The organism is Flavobacterium frigoris (assembly GCF_900111075.1).
Lineage (GTDB): Bacteria > Bacteroidota > Bacteroidia > Flavobacteriales > Flavobacteriaceae > Flavobacterium > Flavobacterium frigoris.
Window position 1 is genome coordinate 125159 of sequence record NZ_FOFZ01000002.1, and the last position, 17660, is coordinate 142818.

Genomic DNA, 17660 nt, shown 5'->3' on the forward strand with positions numbered 1-17660 from the left:
ATTATTTTTATAATCTATTTTACAAAAGTACGAAATTATTATTTCTCGAAATTAAAACAGATAAGAATCAGTCCGTTTTCATTAATTCCATACCGATCGCACATTCTAAACATTTGCCTTTAGAACAGTACTCATTCTTAAGTTGTAGCATCGATTGTGTTTCAAAAGCACTTACTGACTTCACTCCAAAAGATTTAAATTTATCTATAATAGCATTTTTTTCTGGTGCAACTTGATCCAGCAATTGGATTAAATCTTCCGCAATCTCCTCTCCCTTACTTTTAGCATAAGCAAATTGAATTGGCATTAAGGTATTTACAATAATCAAATCTATAAATGACTTTGACAGCATCTTCTTCTTCTTTGAACTTTCCTTATCAAATTGATAATGGTCTTGCCAATAAGAAGAAGCGGAAACCTGAAAAAGATCATAGATTACCTTAACCGAAGTAATCTCGCTTATTTGTGAAAACAGATTTTGATTGCTATGATACAAATTGGCAAACTGTGAGAGTCGTATCGTGGGAAAATTATCAGGGCGGTGCTTAAAAAACTCAACGGGATTACCGCTGCATTTTTCTATTTGGTATTTGTGCAATAAATAGTAATACCTGAATTTTAAATCTTTAAAATAATTATCCTCCTTTTCAACGTCTAATAACCCTGCATTACCAAAGAGTAAGCTTTCCAAATTTTCGACCTCAAAACTTTCCTTTCTTATAATAGAAAACGGAATGGAAGTCGCTATTTTCAGAAAGGTTTCCCCGTTCGTATTCAATCCGAAGTTTTTTGCCAACAGACAAAACAAAACCGCCTCCCAATCGTTATTAGTTTGTCGTAGCAACTCAAAAACAGGTTTGGACTTTCTTTCTAAACGTTCAAAAAACAAGCGCTCTTGCCAGTTTTTTAAAATAAAAGGAGAAATAGCAGCTAACTGCTTTTCACAGAAAATCCATGCCTTTGGAGACATTAATGACTGATAATTAACAATCGTATCTTGGTCGACATACTTCTTAAGTTCCAGAACAGGAATTTCAGTATTGTTTTTTCTATAAATTTCAGTATCGTGTTCCCAAACTACATGCAGAATTACGTTTTCGTATGCCGCATCTCTTTCGTGATGATGCACATACCAATCAGAAGATTTAAGGTGAATCTCTACGTTTCCCGCCCACATTTGATCATCGATTGTGATTTGAGCATTAAAAAAATCAGGACCTGCCAGTTCTAAATACTGCCCCACATTGGCAATCGTGATTTGCTCGTGATTTGAAGTTTTCAAATTTAGGACATCAAACTTCTTAAATTTCCAGAGGTAATGGAGAAAATCTTCTTTCATCGTAAAGCCTTGTAGTTAAGAGACTAAAGTAATGAAAAAACAAACAACTTGTACTTCCTATTAAATTTCGAAAACTATCTCAGTAAATACAATTTGGCGCAAGCCCGAGCATCTGACAAAGCTTCATGGTGATTCAATTGAATTTTCATTGTACGGCAGCAATCACTAAGCTTTGTTGGTTTTAATCCTTTGGCTTTGTATATTTTCACGGTACATTCCCAGCGAGCTGACAAATTCAAATCCTCATAATTTAAACCACACAGCGCCATTGATTTGGCCAAAACATTTCTGTCGAAGCTTTCATTATGCGCCACAACAACTCTATTCTGGAGTCGTTTTTGGATTTCAGGAAATATCTGTGCAAATGATTTGGCATTCACCGTATCCCTTGGATAAATTCCATGCACTTGAATTGTAAAAGGGGAATACAGATTGTTTGGCGGTTTAATCAAACTGACAAACTCGTCTACTATTACTCCATTCTCAACTGTCACTATTCCCACTGAACAAGGGTGAAATGCAGTAGCCGTTTCAAAATCTATTGCCGTAAATGTCATTCTGTTTTATTTATTGTTTCTGAAAAAACCACGAATTTAACGAATTTAATTCGTCAATTCCGTGGTCTATACAATGTAATTATCGGAACTAAAAACTATTTAATAGAACCTATAATATCATATTTTGTAATAATATGGTGTCTTCCTTTTCCTAAATCAATTAATACCGCCGCATTATCTCTGGTAAACAATTTAGAAACTTCTTCGATTGTCGTTCCCAGTTGCACGATAGGATAAGGACTTCCCATGATTTCCCGAATTGGTCTTTCGGCTGAGTTTTTATCTTGCACATAACTTTGGAATAAGTCAGACTCATCCAGAGAACCTACAAATCCTGTAATATCCATAACTGGTATTTGTGAGATTTTATATTTACGCATTCTTTCAATCGCATGTGAAACCAATTCTTCTGTACGAGCTACAATTAATGGCTTATCAATATGATCTTTGATTACATCTTCGGCTTTTGTAACTTCCTCTTCAAGAAAACCACGTTCGCGCATCCAATCATCATTGAACATCTTCCCTACATAACGGCTTCCTGAATCATGAAACAAAACAACAACTACATCTTCTGGTTTGAAATGCTCCTTTAGTTGCAACAGCCCTTTTATGGCAGCTCCAGCTGAATTCCCAACGAAAATCCCTTCTTCAAGAGCAATTTTTCGGGTGTATACTGCAGCATCTTTATCTGTTACTTTGGTAAAACCATCAATCAAAGAAAAATCTACATTCAATGGCAAAATATCTTCTCCAATTCCTTCTGTTATATAAGAATAAATCTCGTTTTCATCAAAAATACCTGTTTCATGGTATTTTTTAAATACGGAACCATAGGTGTCAATTCCCCAAATCTTAATATTAGGATTTTTTTCTTTAAGGTATTTTCCAACACCGGAAATGGTTCCTCCAGTACCAACACCTGATACAAAATGAGTAATTTTACCCTCTGTTTGCTCCCAAATTTCTGGGCCTGTTTGCTCGTAATGTGCAATAGCATTCGACGGATTGTCATATTGATTTACATACCAAGAATTAGGTGTTTCAGTCGCTAATCTTTTAGAAACAGAATAATAGGAACGGGGATCCGTAGGCTCCACATCTGTAGGACATACCACAACTTTTGCTCCAACAGCGCGAAGAATGTCCATTTTTTCTTTAGATTGTTTATCCGAAATCACACAAATTAATTTGTATCCCTTGATAATAGCTACTAAAGCCAGTCCCATTCCTGTATTTCCGGAAGTCCCTTCAATAATAGTTCCTCCTGGTTTTAGTCTACCGTCAGCCTCAGCATCTTCAATCATTTTTACCGCCATTCTATCTTTTACAGAATTACCGGGATTAAAAGTTTCTACTTTAGCTAGCACTAATGCATCTATTCCTTCAGTAACTTTATTTAACTTCACTAACGGTGTATTGCCTATTGTGCCTAATATATTTTCTGCGTATTGCATTTAATTGTAATTTTTAAGATTGTAATTTGTTATAAATACTTTTGCAAAGATAGTATTTTGTTAGAAAACATTCCTGCTTCTGCAAAATTGCGTTCTTGATTACTTCCTGTACTTTTATTTAATTAGAAGTACAGTGAATTTCATTTAAGGCAACATCCTTTAAGTAATTGTGGTCGAACCAATGAATACAGATCATTCCGAAGAGTCTGGAGTAGTAGACGACTCCAAAAAAAACGAAGGAATTAATTAAAGAAGTTCCAGATTAGCCCAAAACGAATCATGAAATCACGATACGGATTATTAGGAGCAGAGTAGAAATTATTTCCTGTTAGAGACGAATTAAAATGCTCTGCTTTCAAGTAAATTCTAGTTCTTTGAATCCGTGCATTAATAAAAAAATCAAAGTTTGGATAATTTCCAATTTCTTTTTTATTCTGAATAAAGAACTCTCCGATTACCGGATTATAATCATTTGCCAAATAGTTTGTGAAATAATTTAAGGTAATCCCGGTTTGTAAAAACAAGGCTTTTTTGAACAAATAATTAGTGTAATAAATGGTGTTTCTAGTCACAATTTGAGGAACGTTTAAGATTGCATCCTGTTGACTCACTTTTTGATATAAAACGGTATTGTCAAGCGCAAATCTTCCGAATTTAATTTCTTTATTTGCCTTAACAGAAACATAATTTATGGTATTCCCATATTGATTTGGATTCACAATTTGCTGACTTTCATCAGTAGCAATATTTTCAAAATAGAGATGATCATCTAACGTCAAAAACTGTACTGATGCTTCTACCCATGGAGTTATCGCATTAGCCGTGACCGAGTTTATTTTTTCATTCTTAAAATTATTAGACCAGTTGTAATTAATATAACTGCTTTGATACAAATTGTAATTGTCATTGGGTAACTTATTCAAGTTTTGGTATCCAAAAGAGAATTGATAATCATCATTAAAATCATAATTTAATTTAGCCTCCAAATTTGATAGGGATTGATTCGTCACTGATCTTGAATACAGGAACTTCCCATTCCATTTCTTTTTTTGATATTCATACTGTCCTCCGGCACTGTTAATGTTTCTGGTTAGTGAAGCTGGAATAGTTTTGTCATCCCTAATTAATATTTGGCTGTAGTAATAATTGCTTCTGAAGTCATCTGCAAAAAACTGAAACTTCCCAAGCGTTGTGTTTTCATACATCAAGCCCAGTTTATTATACATTTTGTTATAATGTGTCTGGTCGTTAATACCACTTGTAACATAAGAATCTCCAAATCTATAAACTGTTTGTACGCCTACAGTTGAAGGCACCGTTGCCTGATTGTATTCAAAAAATTTATTCTCGTAATTAAATTGATGGCTCACATATAAATTGTTAGCTCCTTTCTTAGCATTTATTCTCATAAAGTGATCTAAGAATACACGCTTGCCTTTTAGAAAGGATTTAGCATCTTTAAAATAAATCTCGAGTCTTTGTCTATTATCATACTTAGGGTCTTCATTTTCAAAATCACTGATGGTGGTAATTCCACCATTTTCCTCATTTAAGATGTCCTGATAGGTAAAATGTGCATTCGCAAAATAGCGTTTATTTAGCGTATTATAACTTGTGGTATATCTGAAATTTCCTGTGCTTGACAACTGATTAATATATTTTCCCTCAGAACGCAGGCCTTTGTAAGCAATAGAAAAATTAAGCCTTGGCGAAATGTTTAATGTAAAAAAAGCATCCAGAGATTGTCCCTTTTGCATCACCGATTTGAAATACAATTCAGTAACTGGAGTGGCTACAGAGCTATATTTTATTTGGTTTGCTTCCAGAAAATTAAAATGCTTGGCCTTGAAGCCAAATTCCGGATAAGGAGTAAACTGCGTTAAACTATATTGTAAGGTATTATAAGTTTGTCCCTCATTAGCGAAAGCCAAAAGTCCAAAATTATCCTTTCGTAAATAATTAAAACTATATTCTCTTTGAATGGTCAGTGAAGTGTCTAAATAAGTAGTGTCGCGTTCTATAGAAATAAAACGGTATTGATCCATTGCTGCGACTTTGTCAATCAATTGTCCCTCCTTAACTCTACCTATACTTGCATCCAAACGATCTTTACTTTGGGCTAATAAAAAAGATGGCAATAATAAAAATAACCATAAACTAGACTGCTTCATAAACATATTGTAAGTGGGTAAAGATAAAAAAAAAACCATCCCAGATTTGGGATGGTTTAAAATGTTTCGACAAAAAAATTAAAGTTTTAAACTAGGCCAATTTGTATTGTCGGTTCTAGTAAGAGTAGTTAATCCTTTTTCACCAAAACCACTAGCCCAATTAAAAGTTAATTTATTACCACTTACAACAAGATTTGTAAAGGTATATGCTTCACCGTAATTATCTGTACCGCTATATGCGATTTTATTACAAACATCAGTCAACTTTAAGCCAGTAGCGGCAGTATCTCCGTATGCAGCAAAATACAATGCTCGGAACCCACCGAATGACCCATCAGATATTGTATAAACCCCAGCAGCGGCAGTAGCTTCAAAAACTACATTTCCAGTTACTGGCCCTGGAACAGATCTTCCACCTGCATCTGGAGAAGAGATATTAGTTGTTGAATAAGCATACGTACCTGCTAAATCTGATGAACAAAATTTATATATTGACAGTGTAAATAAATTTTTGCTTGGTTCAACAGTGGCGTCACCAATTTTATCCAAACTTAAAATTAAGGATACAGTTTGACCAACATTCAAATTATCAAAGTTACCTTTTACAATAATTTCACCTGAATAAGACCCCGCAGGAATAACTAAACTGGCCGCATCAATTTGATATTGCGCTGGTAAAGCAGTAGAGGCCTGAGCAACACTAACTTCAATAACTCTTGCAGCAGTTGACTTTGATGATATCTCAACTTTAATTTTGAATGTAGACTCTACCCCTTCTTTTACTGGCAATGAACCAGAAGCCGTAGGAAAATCAGCAAGCGATAAATCACCTTTATAAAAAATCTTGTCTTCCTGACAGCCTGTAATTACTCCGAAAAATAAAACAACAGCAGTTATTTTTAATAAATATTTTTTCATAATTTAATTTTAATAATTAATTTGTAACATACCCTGGATTTTGTTGTAGGGGATTAACATTAATTTCTGCTTGTGGAATTGGCAACGTAAATCTATAATCGCCATTATTTATATTAACAGGATTAGTAGCAGAACCATTCACAGCATCGCGAGCATATCGATCAGTACCAGTAACACCCGCATCTGATCCTAGTCTTTTTAAATCTATGTATCTGTGTCCTTCAAAAGAAAGTTCCTTTCTTCTCTCTAACAACACATCAGCTAAAGCGCCGGTAACATTTGCATAAACAGGAGTTGGAACAACACCTCCAGTATAGCTTCGAGCTTGTCTAACCTGTTGAATCAAACCAGCAGCTCCAGGTAAATCTCCACTTCTAATTAAACACTCTGCCTTAATAAAATATATTTCCGATAAACGGAAAACTTTTAAATCATTAGCAGTGTGTCCACCTGTTTTACCGGGATACTTATCAATAACAATCTCTTCATTAGTTCTTGAAGCTGTTGCTGGTGTAGTAGATATAGAAGCTGAACGGTCAACAAAACACCATCTTCTATAGTCTTCTGCTCCTCCACCTAAACTACTTTGATAAGCAGTAAAAAGATTCCTTCCCATATCGTATAACGGACCACCTGTAAGATAAGAACCATTAGTGTTATAAGTACTACTAAAGTTAACTTTGTTAACAGGTCTATCAAGAGCAAATAAAATTTCACCCTGAGCAGCATCAACCCACATTTTTCTGTAAACAGGACTTACTGCAGATACCCATTGATCAACCTGATATAATGCTCTTTGGATAGGAAAACCAGATCCAGGATCAACATTTATAGTAGTACTTCCAGTCCCTGCACCTTGAGGCACGGTAGCAGCAGAAGTAGCAGGAAAATTAGGAACAGTTACAGTACATGTTGATAGAATCCTACCTGAAGTACTAATAACAGAATTAGCATACTTTAAAGCCTCAGGATAGTTTTTTCTGTATAAGTACATTCTAGCTCGAAAAGACTTAATAAAATTAGTGTTAACAAATTTATAAGCATTAGTTCCTGTTGGTTCAATTAAATTTGCATCTACATAAGTTAAATCACTTTCAATAAAATCAAAAACTTTACCATTTGTAGATCTAGGAATATCTTGACTCGCCGCAGGAACAAAATCCACAATCATAACTCCAGGAGCAGCATTATCACTCAAATCAGTAGAATAATAAGTCAATAGCTCAAAATGAGCAAAAGCCCTCAAAGCTCTTGCTTGAGCTATTATCGAATTATATGCAGGAAGTTCTGCAGCTGTTGGTGTATATAAAGCAGCACCTCTAATTAATCGATTACAATAATTAATTAAATTATAATGACTATTCCAAATACCTGCTGCGTAGCCGTTAGTAGTTACCATGAAAAACCTTTGAGTATCATTTACTGTAAGGCCACTTCCAATTGCAACCTCATCTGTTAACAAAGAGGATACAGTAATATCATTTTCAAGGTTTAATCTATCATATGTTTCATTTAAAAACAATTGCATATTGCCTATAGATGTAAACAAGGCCGCGTCATTTAACTCACCTTTTTGAGTTATTTCTAATGCATCGTTGCACGATAGCAACATTGCAAAGAGACTAAAAAGTACTATTCTTTTTTTCATTTTTATTTTTTTAAAAATTAACATCGATTCCAAAAGTATATAATCTTGGAGTTGGGAAATAACCAGTTGTAGAAGATTTAAAACTCTCAGGATCAAATCCTTTCCATTTAGTTAGAGTTAAAATATTTTCACCTTGCAATCTAAAACGTATACTTTTCATAAACGTTTTATCTAAAAATTTAGCTGGCACATTGTAACCTATACTTAAATTTCTTAAACGAACATAAGAGGCATCCATTAAGAATCTGTCGGATAAATCTCCTGAATCGATATTTGAAGCATCCCAAGACGGCACATTAGTATTCATGTTTGTAGGAGTCCAAGCATTTAATATATCAGCAGAAACAGGTAAAGGATCAACGTTTCTAATATCCATCAAACCTGAATAATCCACATCAAATCTGAAAAAATCAGCTGCATAAGTAAAGGCTGCATCAAGGAAGAACCCTTTATAGGAAGCATTAAGACCAAAACCACCTTGATAAACTGGCAAAGCATTTCTATCCGTTAATCTTCTGTCTTCATCTTTAGGACTTTCAGTTAAATCCCCACTTTTGTTTAAGAACAACAGATTCCCATTAGCAGGATTTACGCCTTGATAAGGGACTACATAATATTGATTACTAGGCCCTCCAATTGCATTTGCAAAATCAGTACCTATTCTTTGTTTTCCAGTACCATCATTAAGCACACCTAAATCATCGATCTCATTACGATTATATGATCCATTACCATAAACTGATAATTTAAATTCAGAATTCTTAAGCACATCATATTTAAGAGAAAGCTCTATACCTTTATTTAACAAAGAGCCATTATTTCCATTAAGGAAGGTCACCCCATTAGATGAAGAAACTGGAATAGAAGTATATAAGTCTGTTGTTAGTCTTCTATAAAAGTCAAGCGAACCAGATAATCTATCTTTAAAATTAAAATCCAAACCAATGTTAGCTTGAGCAGTAGTTTCCCACTTTAAATCTGTATTTGCAATAGACGAAACACCAAAAGAAGCTACGTTACCATACCCTGTCTGAGTACTATTTAAATCTCTAACCGCTTGTGCAGCTCCAAAAATCGTAGCAACATCACTATCCTCACCTCTTGCAATAACATTTTGATTTCCAGTTGTACCATAAGAAGCTCTTAACTTAAGATCTCTGATAAAATTATTGTCTATCAAGAAATCTTCTTTAGCAATATTCCATCTACCTGCAACTGACCAAAAAGTACCCCATTTATTATCACCCACAAATCTATAACTTCCATCTCTTCTTACAGAAGCAGCAAATCCATATTTAGAATCATAATCATAATCCAAAGTCCCAAAATAAGAAAATAAACCAGCATCTACTCTATTAGCACCTTCTATTGGCGCATAGGTAATAGGTAAAGCTGCACTATAAGGTATATAACCCGTTCCTGCCCCTGGATACCATGTCAAAGGGTTAAGACCAGTTTGTCGGAAAAAATTAGATCTTCTATGAGCTTTTAAATATTCAGTGAATAATGACACATCAAGTGTATGCTTTCCACCAAATTCTTTATTGTAATTAAGCTGGTTAGTAGAATTAAAAGTAAATTCTCTAGCAGAACTTTGAGTTTCACTTCCATGGAATGCCTGACCAGCTCCAACAGCTCTTACAACAGATAAATAAGCATCTGGTCCAATAGCGAAAGTTCTTTTATCTTCTGCGTAATCAACACCTGCTGTAGTCCTAAATGTTAAATCGTCTGTCAATTTATATCCTAAATTTCCAGAAATTATAGTTTTAAATTCTTCATAAAAACTAGGAGCATTTTTTCCTTTATACAAATCGAGAAGCATAAACGGAATAAGATTTAACGAAGGAGATCCAAAGTCATTAAATAATTTCTGACCACTTACATATGTTGCTGGATCAAAATAAGCAGCTGAAGTAAGATATCCAGTTAAAGGATTCTGCAATACATTACTGTTAATTGCTGCTCTATTTTCTTGCTCAAGTTGGTTTCTTTTAGAAAAAGCAGAAGTTATATTTAAACCGTAAGTTGCTCTTTTATTTGATGATCTACCAGAAAAATTAGATCTTAAAGTGAACCTCTTAAAGTCAGATGTAGGAACAATCCCATCTTGTTGAAAATATCCTAAGGAGGTAAAGTTTTTACTATTTTCACCACCAACGCTAAAACTTACATCTTGACTAGAAGTTGTTCCTGTTCTAAAGAAAATCTTTGACCAATCCGTATCTATAGCATAAGCATCAATATTAGCTGGATCGACTAGCACTCCTCCTGGAGCAGAACCTGAAAAACCAGGACCTGAGCCATATTGCTTTTGAATATTTAAATGCTGTTTCGCATTAACTAAGTTATAATCATCTCCTCTAAATTCAGATGTACCATAAGAAGAAGAAAAATTTACATTTAAATCAGATTTAAAATCACCTTGCTTTGTTGTTATAACAATTACACCATTAGAACCTCTATTACCATAAATAGATGTGGCCGAAGCATCTTTCAATACTGAAACTGTTTCAATATCATTTTGATTCAAGTTTCTAAAGAACGCTTGAGTTAATGGAACTCCATCAATCACGTACAAAGGATCTGTACTCGCATTCAAAGATCCTTGACCTCTAATGATAACATCAATCTTGTTACTACCAGGCTGACCTGAAGACAAAGCAATATTTGCTCCAGCTAACTGACCTTGTAAAGATTGCAAAACATTCACATTAGGTCTTCCTTCGATTGTCTTTGAAGAGACAGTTTGAGTTGCTCCAATTGCTTTGGCTTTAGTAGATGTTCTACCATAACCTTGAATTACAACTTCCTCTAATGCTTTCCCGAATTCCTCTAATTTTACATTAATTGTATTTGAAGCACCTACTACCTTAGTTGTTTCCTTCATCCCAAGAAAAGAAAAAATTAAAACATCTCCAGTTTTTGCTTTAAGAGAGTAGTTACCATCAAAGTCTGTTTGAACGCCTGCCTTAGTACCTTTGACTAGAACATTTACCCCAGGTAATGCTCCAGAAGCATCTGAAACTACACCCTTAACTGTTCGCTCTTGCGCAAACATAAATTGCATAGATAACGTTATCAGTAACGTTAAAATCCATTTGAATTTTGATCTCATTATTTAAATTTTTGAATTAGTTAGGACAAATATGCTAATTATATCTTAAATAAAAAAATAAACAAATCACAAATTTAACGTTTTAATAACAGTAGTAAGGAGACGTTCTTAAAAAATGACCATACTCTCACGCTTTCACCCTCAAAAAAACACAGATTTTATTCCCATGAAAAAAGCGTTAGCAAAAAAAAACTACAAAAAGTGATCGGATGCAGCCAAACCGTAAAAATGATTAAACAATATATAGTCCATTATTATCTGCTATTTAGCCATTTCCGTTATATCATTTGTCTAAAGTCTTATATACACTTATGTTTCTTCCGCAATTCCTCTATCACTAGACTTGGAAGAGTTAGCACCTGAAATCAGAGCATTCCAATAACACATTTCGAACGATATGCCAATAGCCTAAATATATTGTAACCACAATTGAAGCTTTTTTTCATAAATTTGCTTTATGCTGCAACTTAATTTTTCAAAACTCCTTTTAGAATCTGGAACCGATGAGGCCGGCCGAGGTTGTCTTGCAGGACCTGTTACTGCCGCGGCTGTAATCCTTCCTTCTGATTTTGAAAACATAATTCTAAACGACAGCAAACAATTATCTGAGAAAGCGAGAGAAAAATTACGCCCTTTTATTGAGCAGCAAGCCGTTACTTTTGCTGTAACTCACCTAGAACCTTTAGAAATTGATGACATCAATATTTTGAATGCCTCGATAAAAGCAATGCAGGAATGCGTTTTGAAACTCAATCCGCAACCTGAATATATTATTGTAGATGGGAACAGTCCTTTTATTCGAAAAAAAGGGATCAAGAACAGTAGTGGGAAAATTTTTACTCCTGCAGAGCTTACTATTTTGACCTCCATTCCGAGTAGCAGTATTGTAAAAGGAGATGCCAAATTCATGAGTATTGCCGCCGCATCCGTATTGGCAAAAACGTATCGGGATGATTACATGAACAGGATTCACGAAGAATTTCCAATGTACAACTGGAAACAAAACAAAGGATATCCAACAAAAGAACACCGAGAAGCAATTAGAAAATATGGCGTTACTAAATACCACAGAATGAGTTTTAGATTGTTGCCTGAGCAGCAGAAATTTGATTTTTGATTGTAAATTAACGATTTTTGATCTCAGATTTTAAACTAAAGAACTTCTTATACCTTCTCAGTATAGAAAATACTGTAAAATTTTTCAGCCCCAAAATCTAACACTTAGTTTGTCATTCCGACGAAGGAGGAATCCCCGTTATGTGAGTGGCTTGATGAGATTCCTCCTTTGTCGGAATGACAAGATTGTGGTTTTGTTCTATTACAGTATATTCAAAAATAAAATAGTATTATATTTTTTGATTCCAGATTTATACTAAATACAAAATTCTGATTCGATATTGAAATTTGTTATGGTGCTATATATTGAAATTCACAACCAAACAATGCAGTTAAATGTTTCAATATTTTTTCTTTTACTTCGTCCTCATTTACTTTTTCAACACCAAGTTCCACATTTAAAGAAGTTACCGCTTTACCACGAATTCCGCATGGAATGATATTATCGAAGTAACCTAAATCAGCATTTACGTTTAACGCAAATCCGTGCATGGTGACCCAGCGTGAAGCACGAACTCCCAACGCACATATTTTGCGTGCAAATGGTGTTCCTACACCTAACCAAACCCCTGTTTCGCCTTCGCTTCGACCGCATGCTATACCATATTCCTGTAAAGTAAGAATAATGGCTTCTTCCAAAAAGCGTAAATATTTATGAATATCAGTAAAGAAATTATCTAAGTCTAAAATAGGATACCCTACAATTTGTCCAGGCCCATGATAGGTAATATCACCGCCACGATTGATCTTGTAAAAGGTGGCGCCTTTGTCTTCGAGTTGTTTTTCGGACAACAATAAATTAGATAAATCACCGCTTTTTCCTAAGGTGTATACATGTGGGTGCTCTACAAACAAAAAATAATTTGGAGTCTCTAAAGTGAGTTCCTCTCGCCTATTTCTGATTTTTAGATCAACGATTCCTTTGAACAGTTCTTCTTGGTATTCCCAAGTTTCCTTGTAGTCTTTATTTCCTAAATCTTGAAGTTGGATTGTTTTGTTCATTTGAAATTGTTAGGAGTTGCGAAGCACGAAGCAAGGCAATCTATTTTCGTTCACTTATTTGTTGGATACAAAGGTACTATTAATTCTCGTTTTATGCCATGAAGGCACAAAGTCACAAAGTTTGTTGGTTAACGAATTTTTTAAAATAATAATTTATTCCAACACTACCTCAAGATTTGTACTTGTAGGGTTTTGTAGAAAGTCAACTATATTGAATTGTAATTCCAGCGATTTTTTATCGGAGCTAATTATTGCGTTGTGATTTGAAACAGCTTTTATTTTTCGTGGAAAATGATACTTAATTATGTAGGTCTGTACTAGCTTAAAGCTAGCAAGCTTCGTTTTATAGATTTCCAATTTTTCTTTTTCTGTTATAAAAATAGCCTCATCTGTAATGGTCACAATTCTATTAAACTGATTTCCGTTTAAAGTATAGCGAATATTATAATAATGCTCTTCGGCCGTTAAGGCGTAATTGTGCCTAATGTCATCCGCATAGTCTTGTGTTTTTGTCAAGTCTGCAATGTCTTCTACTTTCTTGAAATCTTGAGAAATTGTTGTTCTGTATTCTTTATCAAAAGCGCTTTTTTTCATGTGCACTTTTACGTTTTTAAAGCAGTTAAATAGTTCTTGCTCTTTTGGCGTGTACTTAATAAAATTAGCATTGTATTTATTGATGTATTCATCAAATACATAAGTGGTATCCTGAAAGACGGTTTCTTTTGAATACTCTTCTTTGGCAATTTGCATGTAGCTGTTTTCGTTTCTATGGCTATCATATTCAATATTCCCAGAATTATCTGGATTAATATGTAAAGTTTCAGTGACTTCACAACTCGATAAAAGGACTAGTAACAACAAAAGGCAGGTGTATTTCATATTCTATTTTTTAAAGTTCAAAAATACTAGACTTTTATATAACGACATGCTTTTTAACAAAATATTCTTACAAATACAACTCGTTGTGATCTAGCCCCGATTGAAAGCGATATCCCACGCTCATTTTTGGCGTGGATAAAACGGAAAGCGGGACAGCTCGATATTGAATTTCGACTCCTTGTGCTCCAGAAATTCCACTTTAGAATATTCCTATTTTAGCAGTTGTTCACTTTGCAACTTTAAGACATAAAGACTATCTTTGCGCTCTTAAAATAAGCACAAAAATGGCATTATCAGAACAAGAAAACATCCGAAGAGAAAAACTTCAAGCCTTACGCAACTTAGGAATCAATCCTTATCCCGCTAATCTTTTTCCTGTAAATCATACTTCGAAGCAGATAAAATCGCAGTTTGAAGAAGGAAAGAAGGTAATTGTGGCCGGACGTTTGATGAGTGTGAGAGATCAAGGAAAAGCTTGTTTTGCCGAATTGCAAGATAGCGAAGGCCGTATTCAATTGTACGTCAATCGTGATGTTTTGTGTACTGGTGATGATAAAACATTGTACAATCAGGTATTCAAAAAATTAACCGATTTGGGTGATTTTATTGGTATCGAAGGAGAATTGTTTACGACTAAAGTGGGTGCACAATGTATTCGTGTTGATGGATTCACTTTCTTGAGTAAAACATTGCGTCCATTGCCATTACCAAAGGTAGATGAAGATGGAAAAGTACACGATGCCTTTAATGATGCTGAATTGCGTTACAGAATGCGTTATGTAGATTTAACCGTGAACGAGCATGTGAAAGAAACGTTTATCAAGAGAACAAAAATGTTCAACGCGATGCGTTCTTTCTTTAACGACAGAGGGTATCTTGAAGTAGAAACTCCTGTTTTACAACCGATTCCTGGTGGTGCTGCAGCGCGTCCGTTTATCACACACCACAACTCCCTTGACATGCCATTATACATGCGTATTGCTAATGAGTTGTATTTAAAAAGATTGATTGTTGGTGGTTTTGAAGGGGTTTATGAGTTTTCTAAAAATTTCCGAAATGAAGGAATGGATAGAACGCACAACCCAGAATTTACCGCTATGGAAATATATGTAGCCTACAAAGACTACAACTGGATGATGGAATTTGCCGAAGACCTTCTTGAACATTGCGCGATTGCCGTTAACGGAACGAGCGAAGCTACTTTTGGCGAGCATAAAATCAACTTCAAAGCTCCTTATGCACGTGTAACAATGACTGATTCTATCAAGCATTTTACTGGTTTTGATATTTCAGGTAAAAGTGAAGCTGAATTATTTGATGCAGCAAGAGGCATGGGAATTGACGTGGATGCTACGATGGGTAAAGGGAAATTAATTGATGAGATTTTTGGCGCTAAATGCGAAGGAAATTATATTCAGCCAACATTCATTACAGACTATCCAAAGGAAATGTCACCCTTGTGTAAAGAACACAGAGACAATCCAGAATTGACGGAGCGTTTTGAATTAATGGTTTGCGGTAAAGAAGTGGCGAATGCTTACTCTGAGCTGAATGATCCAATTGACCAACGCAGCCGTTTTGAAGAGCAAATGCGTTTGTCTGAAAAAGGAGATGATGAAGCAACAGGAATAATTGACGAAGATTTTCTTAGAGCATTAGAATATGGAATGCCTCCAACATCTGGTATGGGAATAGGAATGGATCGTTTGATTATGTATTTGACTAATAATGCTTCTATTCAAGAAGTGTTGCTATTTCCACAAATGAGACCAGAGAAAAAACAAGTTCAAGTGGAACTGGAAGACGATGAAAAACTAATTGTTTCTTTATTGCAGGCTAATGAGAACCAAATGGAATTTGGATTACTAAAAATAAAATCAGAATTGAGCGGTAAAAAATGGGACAAAGCCATGAAAAACTTATCTTCTCTAGGAATGACTGAAGTCGTTGTTGACGGAGAAACTAAGGCTTGTCGCTTGAAAGAATAAGTAATTCTTAAAATTATAGTAAAAACGGTCATCTAAAAATTAGGTGACCGTTTTTTTTTTGAATATGCACCGGTGATTATTTTCTATAAAAAATGAGTAGCAATTAAAATTATAAATTTCTATCTACTTCTCTTCTATAATAACGATTCCAGTGAGGGAAAAGCCCGAACTTTTAAAAACTTTCTAAAAAAAAATTCTTGTACCTGTAATAATCCAGAACTTTAGCCACTAATTAAGAAAAAACAATAGTGAGTAGCGATTTTTACACCACATTCATTTTACCCTATTCAGGAATTATCATTAAGATCTGCAGGGCTTATACGAATACCCAAGAGGATTTTGAGGATTACTATCAAGAGGTCTGTTTACATATTTGGAGAAGTCATGCCAGTTTTCGAGAACAATCGGAGTGGTCAACCTGGGTTTACAGGATATCATTAAATGTATGCTTGACTTTACTGAAGAAAAAAAAGAAACATAATTTTGTTTCTAATTCTTTGCCTGAAGAGGCAATAGAGGACAGCCGTTCTTTTGTAGATGAATCACTTAACCAACTCTATCAGGCAATCAGACAATTATCTGATGTGGACAGGGCGGTCATTATGCTTTATCTGGAAGAAAAGTCATATCAGGAAATCGCCGAAATTATTGGAACAAACCCAAACAACATCGGGGTGCGCATTAAACGAATTAAAGAACGATTAAAAAAATTATTAGATGAAAAAGTCAATTGAAACAATTTGGAAAGAAGGTTTTTTAAAAAACGATCCTCTAGTAGCGCCCAAACTGAACAATCTCTATAGTCAGAAATCGATAGATATTGTAGATAAATTTAGAAGAATGTATAAAATAAATCGGGTTGCAATCCTTGCATTTGCATTTATAATTTTGCCTCTTTCTTTTCTAGTCAAAATACCCTACATGGGCATCGGTATGTTCGTTTTATTCAACATACTAGCCGCAATAGCTCAGAAATTCAGTAGAAGCCTAAACAAACTGGACAAAACCGAAAGCAGCTACCAATACCTGATTTCGTTTGACAATTGGGTTAAAGAAATGGTTTCAACAAACACTAAACTCTCTCGATTTTTATATCCTTACGTTTTCATAACGATGACTGGTGGATTTTGGTTTGGAAGTATTGGAGGGGATATTCCGGGCAATACATTTTTAAACCACTTTATTGAGCGGTTCCCCGACAGCTATTTGGTCTTGGGTTTTCCCCTTATACTACTAGTTGTAGCATTCACAATCATCAGTTTACTAGCCTACTTTGGCGGACAAATAGGGAATTTCGATTTGAACCTTGTTTATGGAAGAATTCTAAAAAAACTAGATGAAATGCTCGCTGACATGGATGAATTAACAGCCTAATGGCTATTCGTCGAGCAATACATAAGCTTGTTTTGATTATCTATATATCACAACATGACTTACGGAAAAGATAAAAAAGCGGCTTGAAATTTC

13 protein-coding genes are annotated in these 17660 nt (G+C 34.7%); 4 read left to right on the forward strand and 9 right to left on the reverse strand.

Translation table 11 applies throughout. The annotated features are described in order from the left end of the window. Positions 1–67 precede the first annotated feature (67 nt). The 7 genes from BMW63_RS03665 to BMW63_RS03695 form a co-directional block, all read right to left on the reverse strand. Complete coding sequence (locus BMW63_RS03665) at positions 68–1339, reverse strand: DUF2851 family protein (protein WP_074721375.1); 1272 nt, start codon at positions 1337–1339, stop codon at positions 68–70. A gap of 74 nt (positions 1340–1413) precedes the next feature. Next, entirely contained in the window at positions 1414–1896 is a 483-nt protein-coding gene (locus BMW63_RS03670) for a 3'-5' exonuclease (protein WP_074721377.1), read from the reverse strand. Positions 1897–1991: 95 nt separating this feature from the next. Further along, on the reverse strand, positions 1992–3353 hold the full coding sequence (locus BMW63_RS03675) for a pyridoxal-phosphate dependent enzyme (RefSeq protein WP_074721379.1): 1362 nt from the start codon (positions 3351–3353) through the stop codon (positions 1992–1994). 242 nt (positions 3354–3595) lie between these two features. Continuing rightward, complete coding sequence (locus tag BMW63_RS03680) at positions 3596–5524, reverse strand: putative porin (RefSeq protein ID WP_074722028.1); 1929 nt, start codon at positions 5522–5524, stop codon at positions 3596–3598. Between the two features lie 78 nt (positions 5525–5602). Further along, positions 5603–6442, reverse strand: coding sequence for a hypothetical protein (locus BMW63_RS03685; RefSeq protein WP_074721381.1), 840 nt, complete (start codon positions 6440–6442; stop codon positions 5603–5605). A gap of 16 nt (positions 6443–6458) precedes the next feature. Then, positions 6459–8090 (reverse strand): RagB/SusD family nutrient uptake outer membrane protein, encoded by a 1632-nt coding sequence (locus BMW63_RS03690; protein ID WP_074722030.1) that lies wholly within the window; start codon positions 8088–8090, stop codon positions 6459–6461. 10 nt (positions 8091–8100) lie between these two features. Continuing rightward, positions 8101–11208 (reverse strand): SusC/RagA family TonB-linked outer membrane protein, encoded by a 3108-nt coding sequence (locus tag BMW63_RS03695; RefSeq protein ID WP_074721383.1) that lies wholly within the window; start codon positions 11206–11208, stop codon positions 8101–8103. A 457-nt stretch (positions 11209–11665) separates the two neighbouring features. On the opposite strand from BMW63_RS03695, the gene BMW63_RS03700 reads away from it, so the two are divergent. Next, positions 11666–12325 (forward strand): ribonuclease HII, encoded by a 660-nt coding sequence (locus BMW63_RS03700; RefSeq protein WP_074721385.1) that lies wholly within the window; start codon positions 11666–11668, stop codon positions 12323–12325. A 290-nt stretch (positions 12326–12615) separates the two neighbouring features. On the opposite strand, the gene lipB is transcribed toward BMW63_RS03700, so the two are convergent. Then, positions 12616–13326, reverse strand: coding sequence for a lipoyl(octanoyl) transferase LipB (lipB, locus tag BMW63_RS03705; RefSeq protein WP_074721387.1), 711 nt, complete (start codon positions 13324–13326; stop codon positions 12616–12618). A gap of 153 nt (positions 13327–13479) precedes the next feature. Next, positions 13480–14205, reverse strand: coding sequence for a hypothetical protein (locus tag BMW63_RS03710; RefSeq protein WP_074721389.1), 726 nt, complete (start codon positions 14203–14205; stop codon positions 13480–13482). A 284-nt stretch (positions 14206–14489) separates the two neighbouring features. Here BMW63_RS03710 and lysS point away from each other — a divergent pair, with 284 nt between their 5' ends. The 3 genes from lysS (at position 14490) to BMW63_RS03725 (ending at position 17567) form a co-directional block, all read left to right on the forward strand. Next, complete coding sequence (gene lysS, locus BMW63_RS03715) at positions 14490–16193, forward strand: lysine--tRNA ligase (RefSeq protein WP_074721391.1); 1704 nt, start codon at positions 14490–14492, stop codon at positions 16191–16193. A gap of 248 nt (positions 16194–16441) precedes the next feature. After that, a complete protein-coding gene (locus BMW63_RS03720) occupies positions 16442–16927 on the forward strand; it encodes an RNA polymerase sigma factor (protein ID WP_074721393.1) in 486 nt (161 codons plus the stop codon). After that, a complete protein-coding gene (locus tag BMW63_RS03725) occupies positions 16911–17567 on the forward strand; it encodes a hypothetical protein (RefSeq protein ID WP_074721394.1) in 657 nt (218 codons plus the stop codon). The genes BMW63_RS03720 and BMW63_RS03725 overlap by 17 nt, the downstream gene beginning before the upstream one ends. Positions 17568–17660: the final 93 nt, after the last annotated feature.

Excerpts from the sequence above, each read along its gene's own strand:
- BMW63_RS03670 (WP_074721377.1), bottom strand. The coding sequence starts at position 1,896 with ATGACATTTACGGCAATAGATTTTGAAACGGCTACTGCATTTCACCCT.
- BMW63_RS03665 (WP_074721375.1), bottom strand. The coding sequence starts at position 1,339 with ATGAAAGAAGATTTTCTCCATTACCTCTGGAAATTTAAGAAGTTTGAT.
- BMW63_RS03700 (WP_074721385.1), top strand. The coding sequence starts at position 11,666 with ATGCTGCAACTTAATTTTTCAAAACTCCTTTTAGAATCTGGAACCGAT.
- lysS (WP_074721391.1), top strand. The coding sequence starts at position 14,490 with ATGGCATTATCAGAACAAGAAAACATCCGAAGAGAAAAACTTCAAGCC.
- BMW63_RS03685 (WP_074721381.1), bottom strand. The coding sequence starts at position 6,442 with ATGAAAAAATATTTATTAAAAATAACTGCTGTTGTTTTATTTTTCGGA.
- lipB (WP_074721387.1), bottom strand. The coding sequence starts at position 13,326 with ATGAACAAAACAATCCAACTTCAAGATTTAGGAAATAAAGACTACAAG.
- BMW63_RS03675 (WP_074721379.1), bottom strand. The coding sequence starts at position 3,353 with ATGCAATACGCAGAAAATATATTAGGCACAATAGGCAATACACCGTTA.
- BMW63_RS03725 (WP_074721394.1), top strand. The coding sequence starts at position 16,911 with ATGAAAAAGTCAATTGAAACAATTTGGAAAGAAGGTTTTTTAAAAAAC.
- BMW63_RS03680 (WP_074722028.1), bottom strand. The coding sequence starts at position 5,524 with ATGAAGCAGTCTAGTTTATGGTTATTTTTATTATTGCCATCTTTTTTA.
- BMW63_RS03710 (WP_074721389.1), bottom strand. The coding sequence starts at position 14,205 with ATGAAATACACCTGCCTTTTGTTGTTACTAGTCCTTTTATCGAGTTGT.
- BMW63_RS03695 (WP_074721383.1), bottom strand. The coding sequence starts at position 11,208 with ATGAGATCAAAATTCAAATGGATTTTAACGTTACTGATAACGTTATCT.
- BMW63_RS03690 (WP_074722030.1), bottom strand. The coding sequence starts at position 8,090 with ATGAAAAAAAGAATAGTACTTTTTAGTCTCTTTGCAATGTTGCTATCG.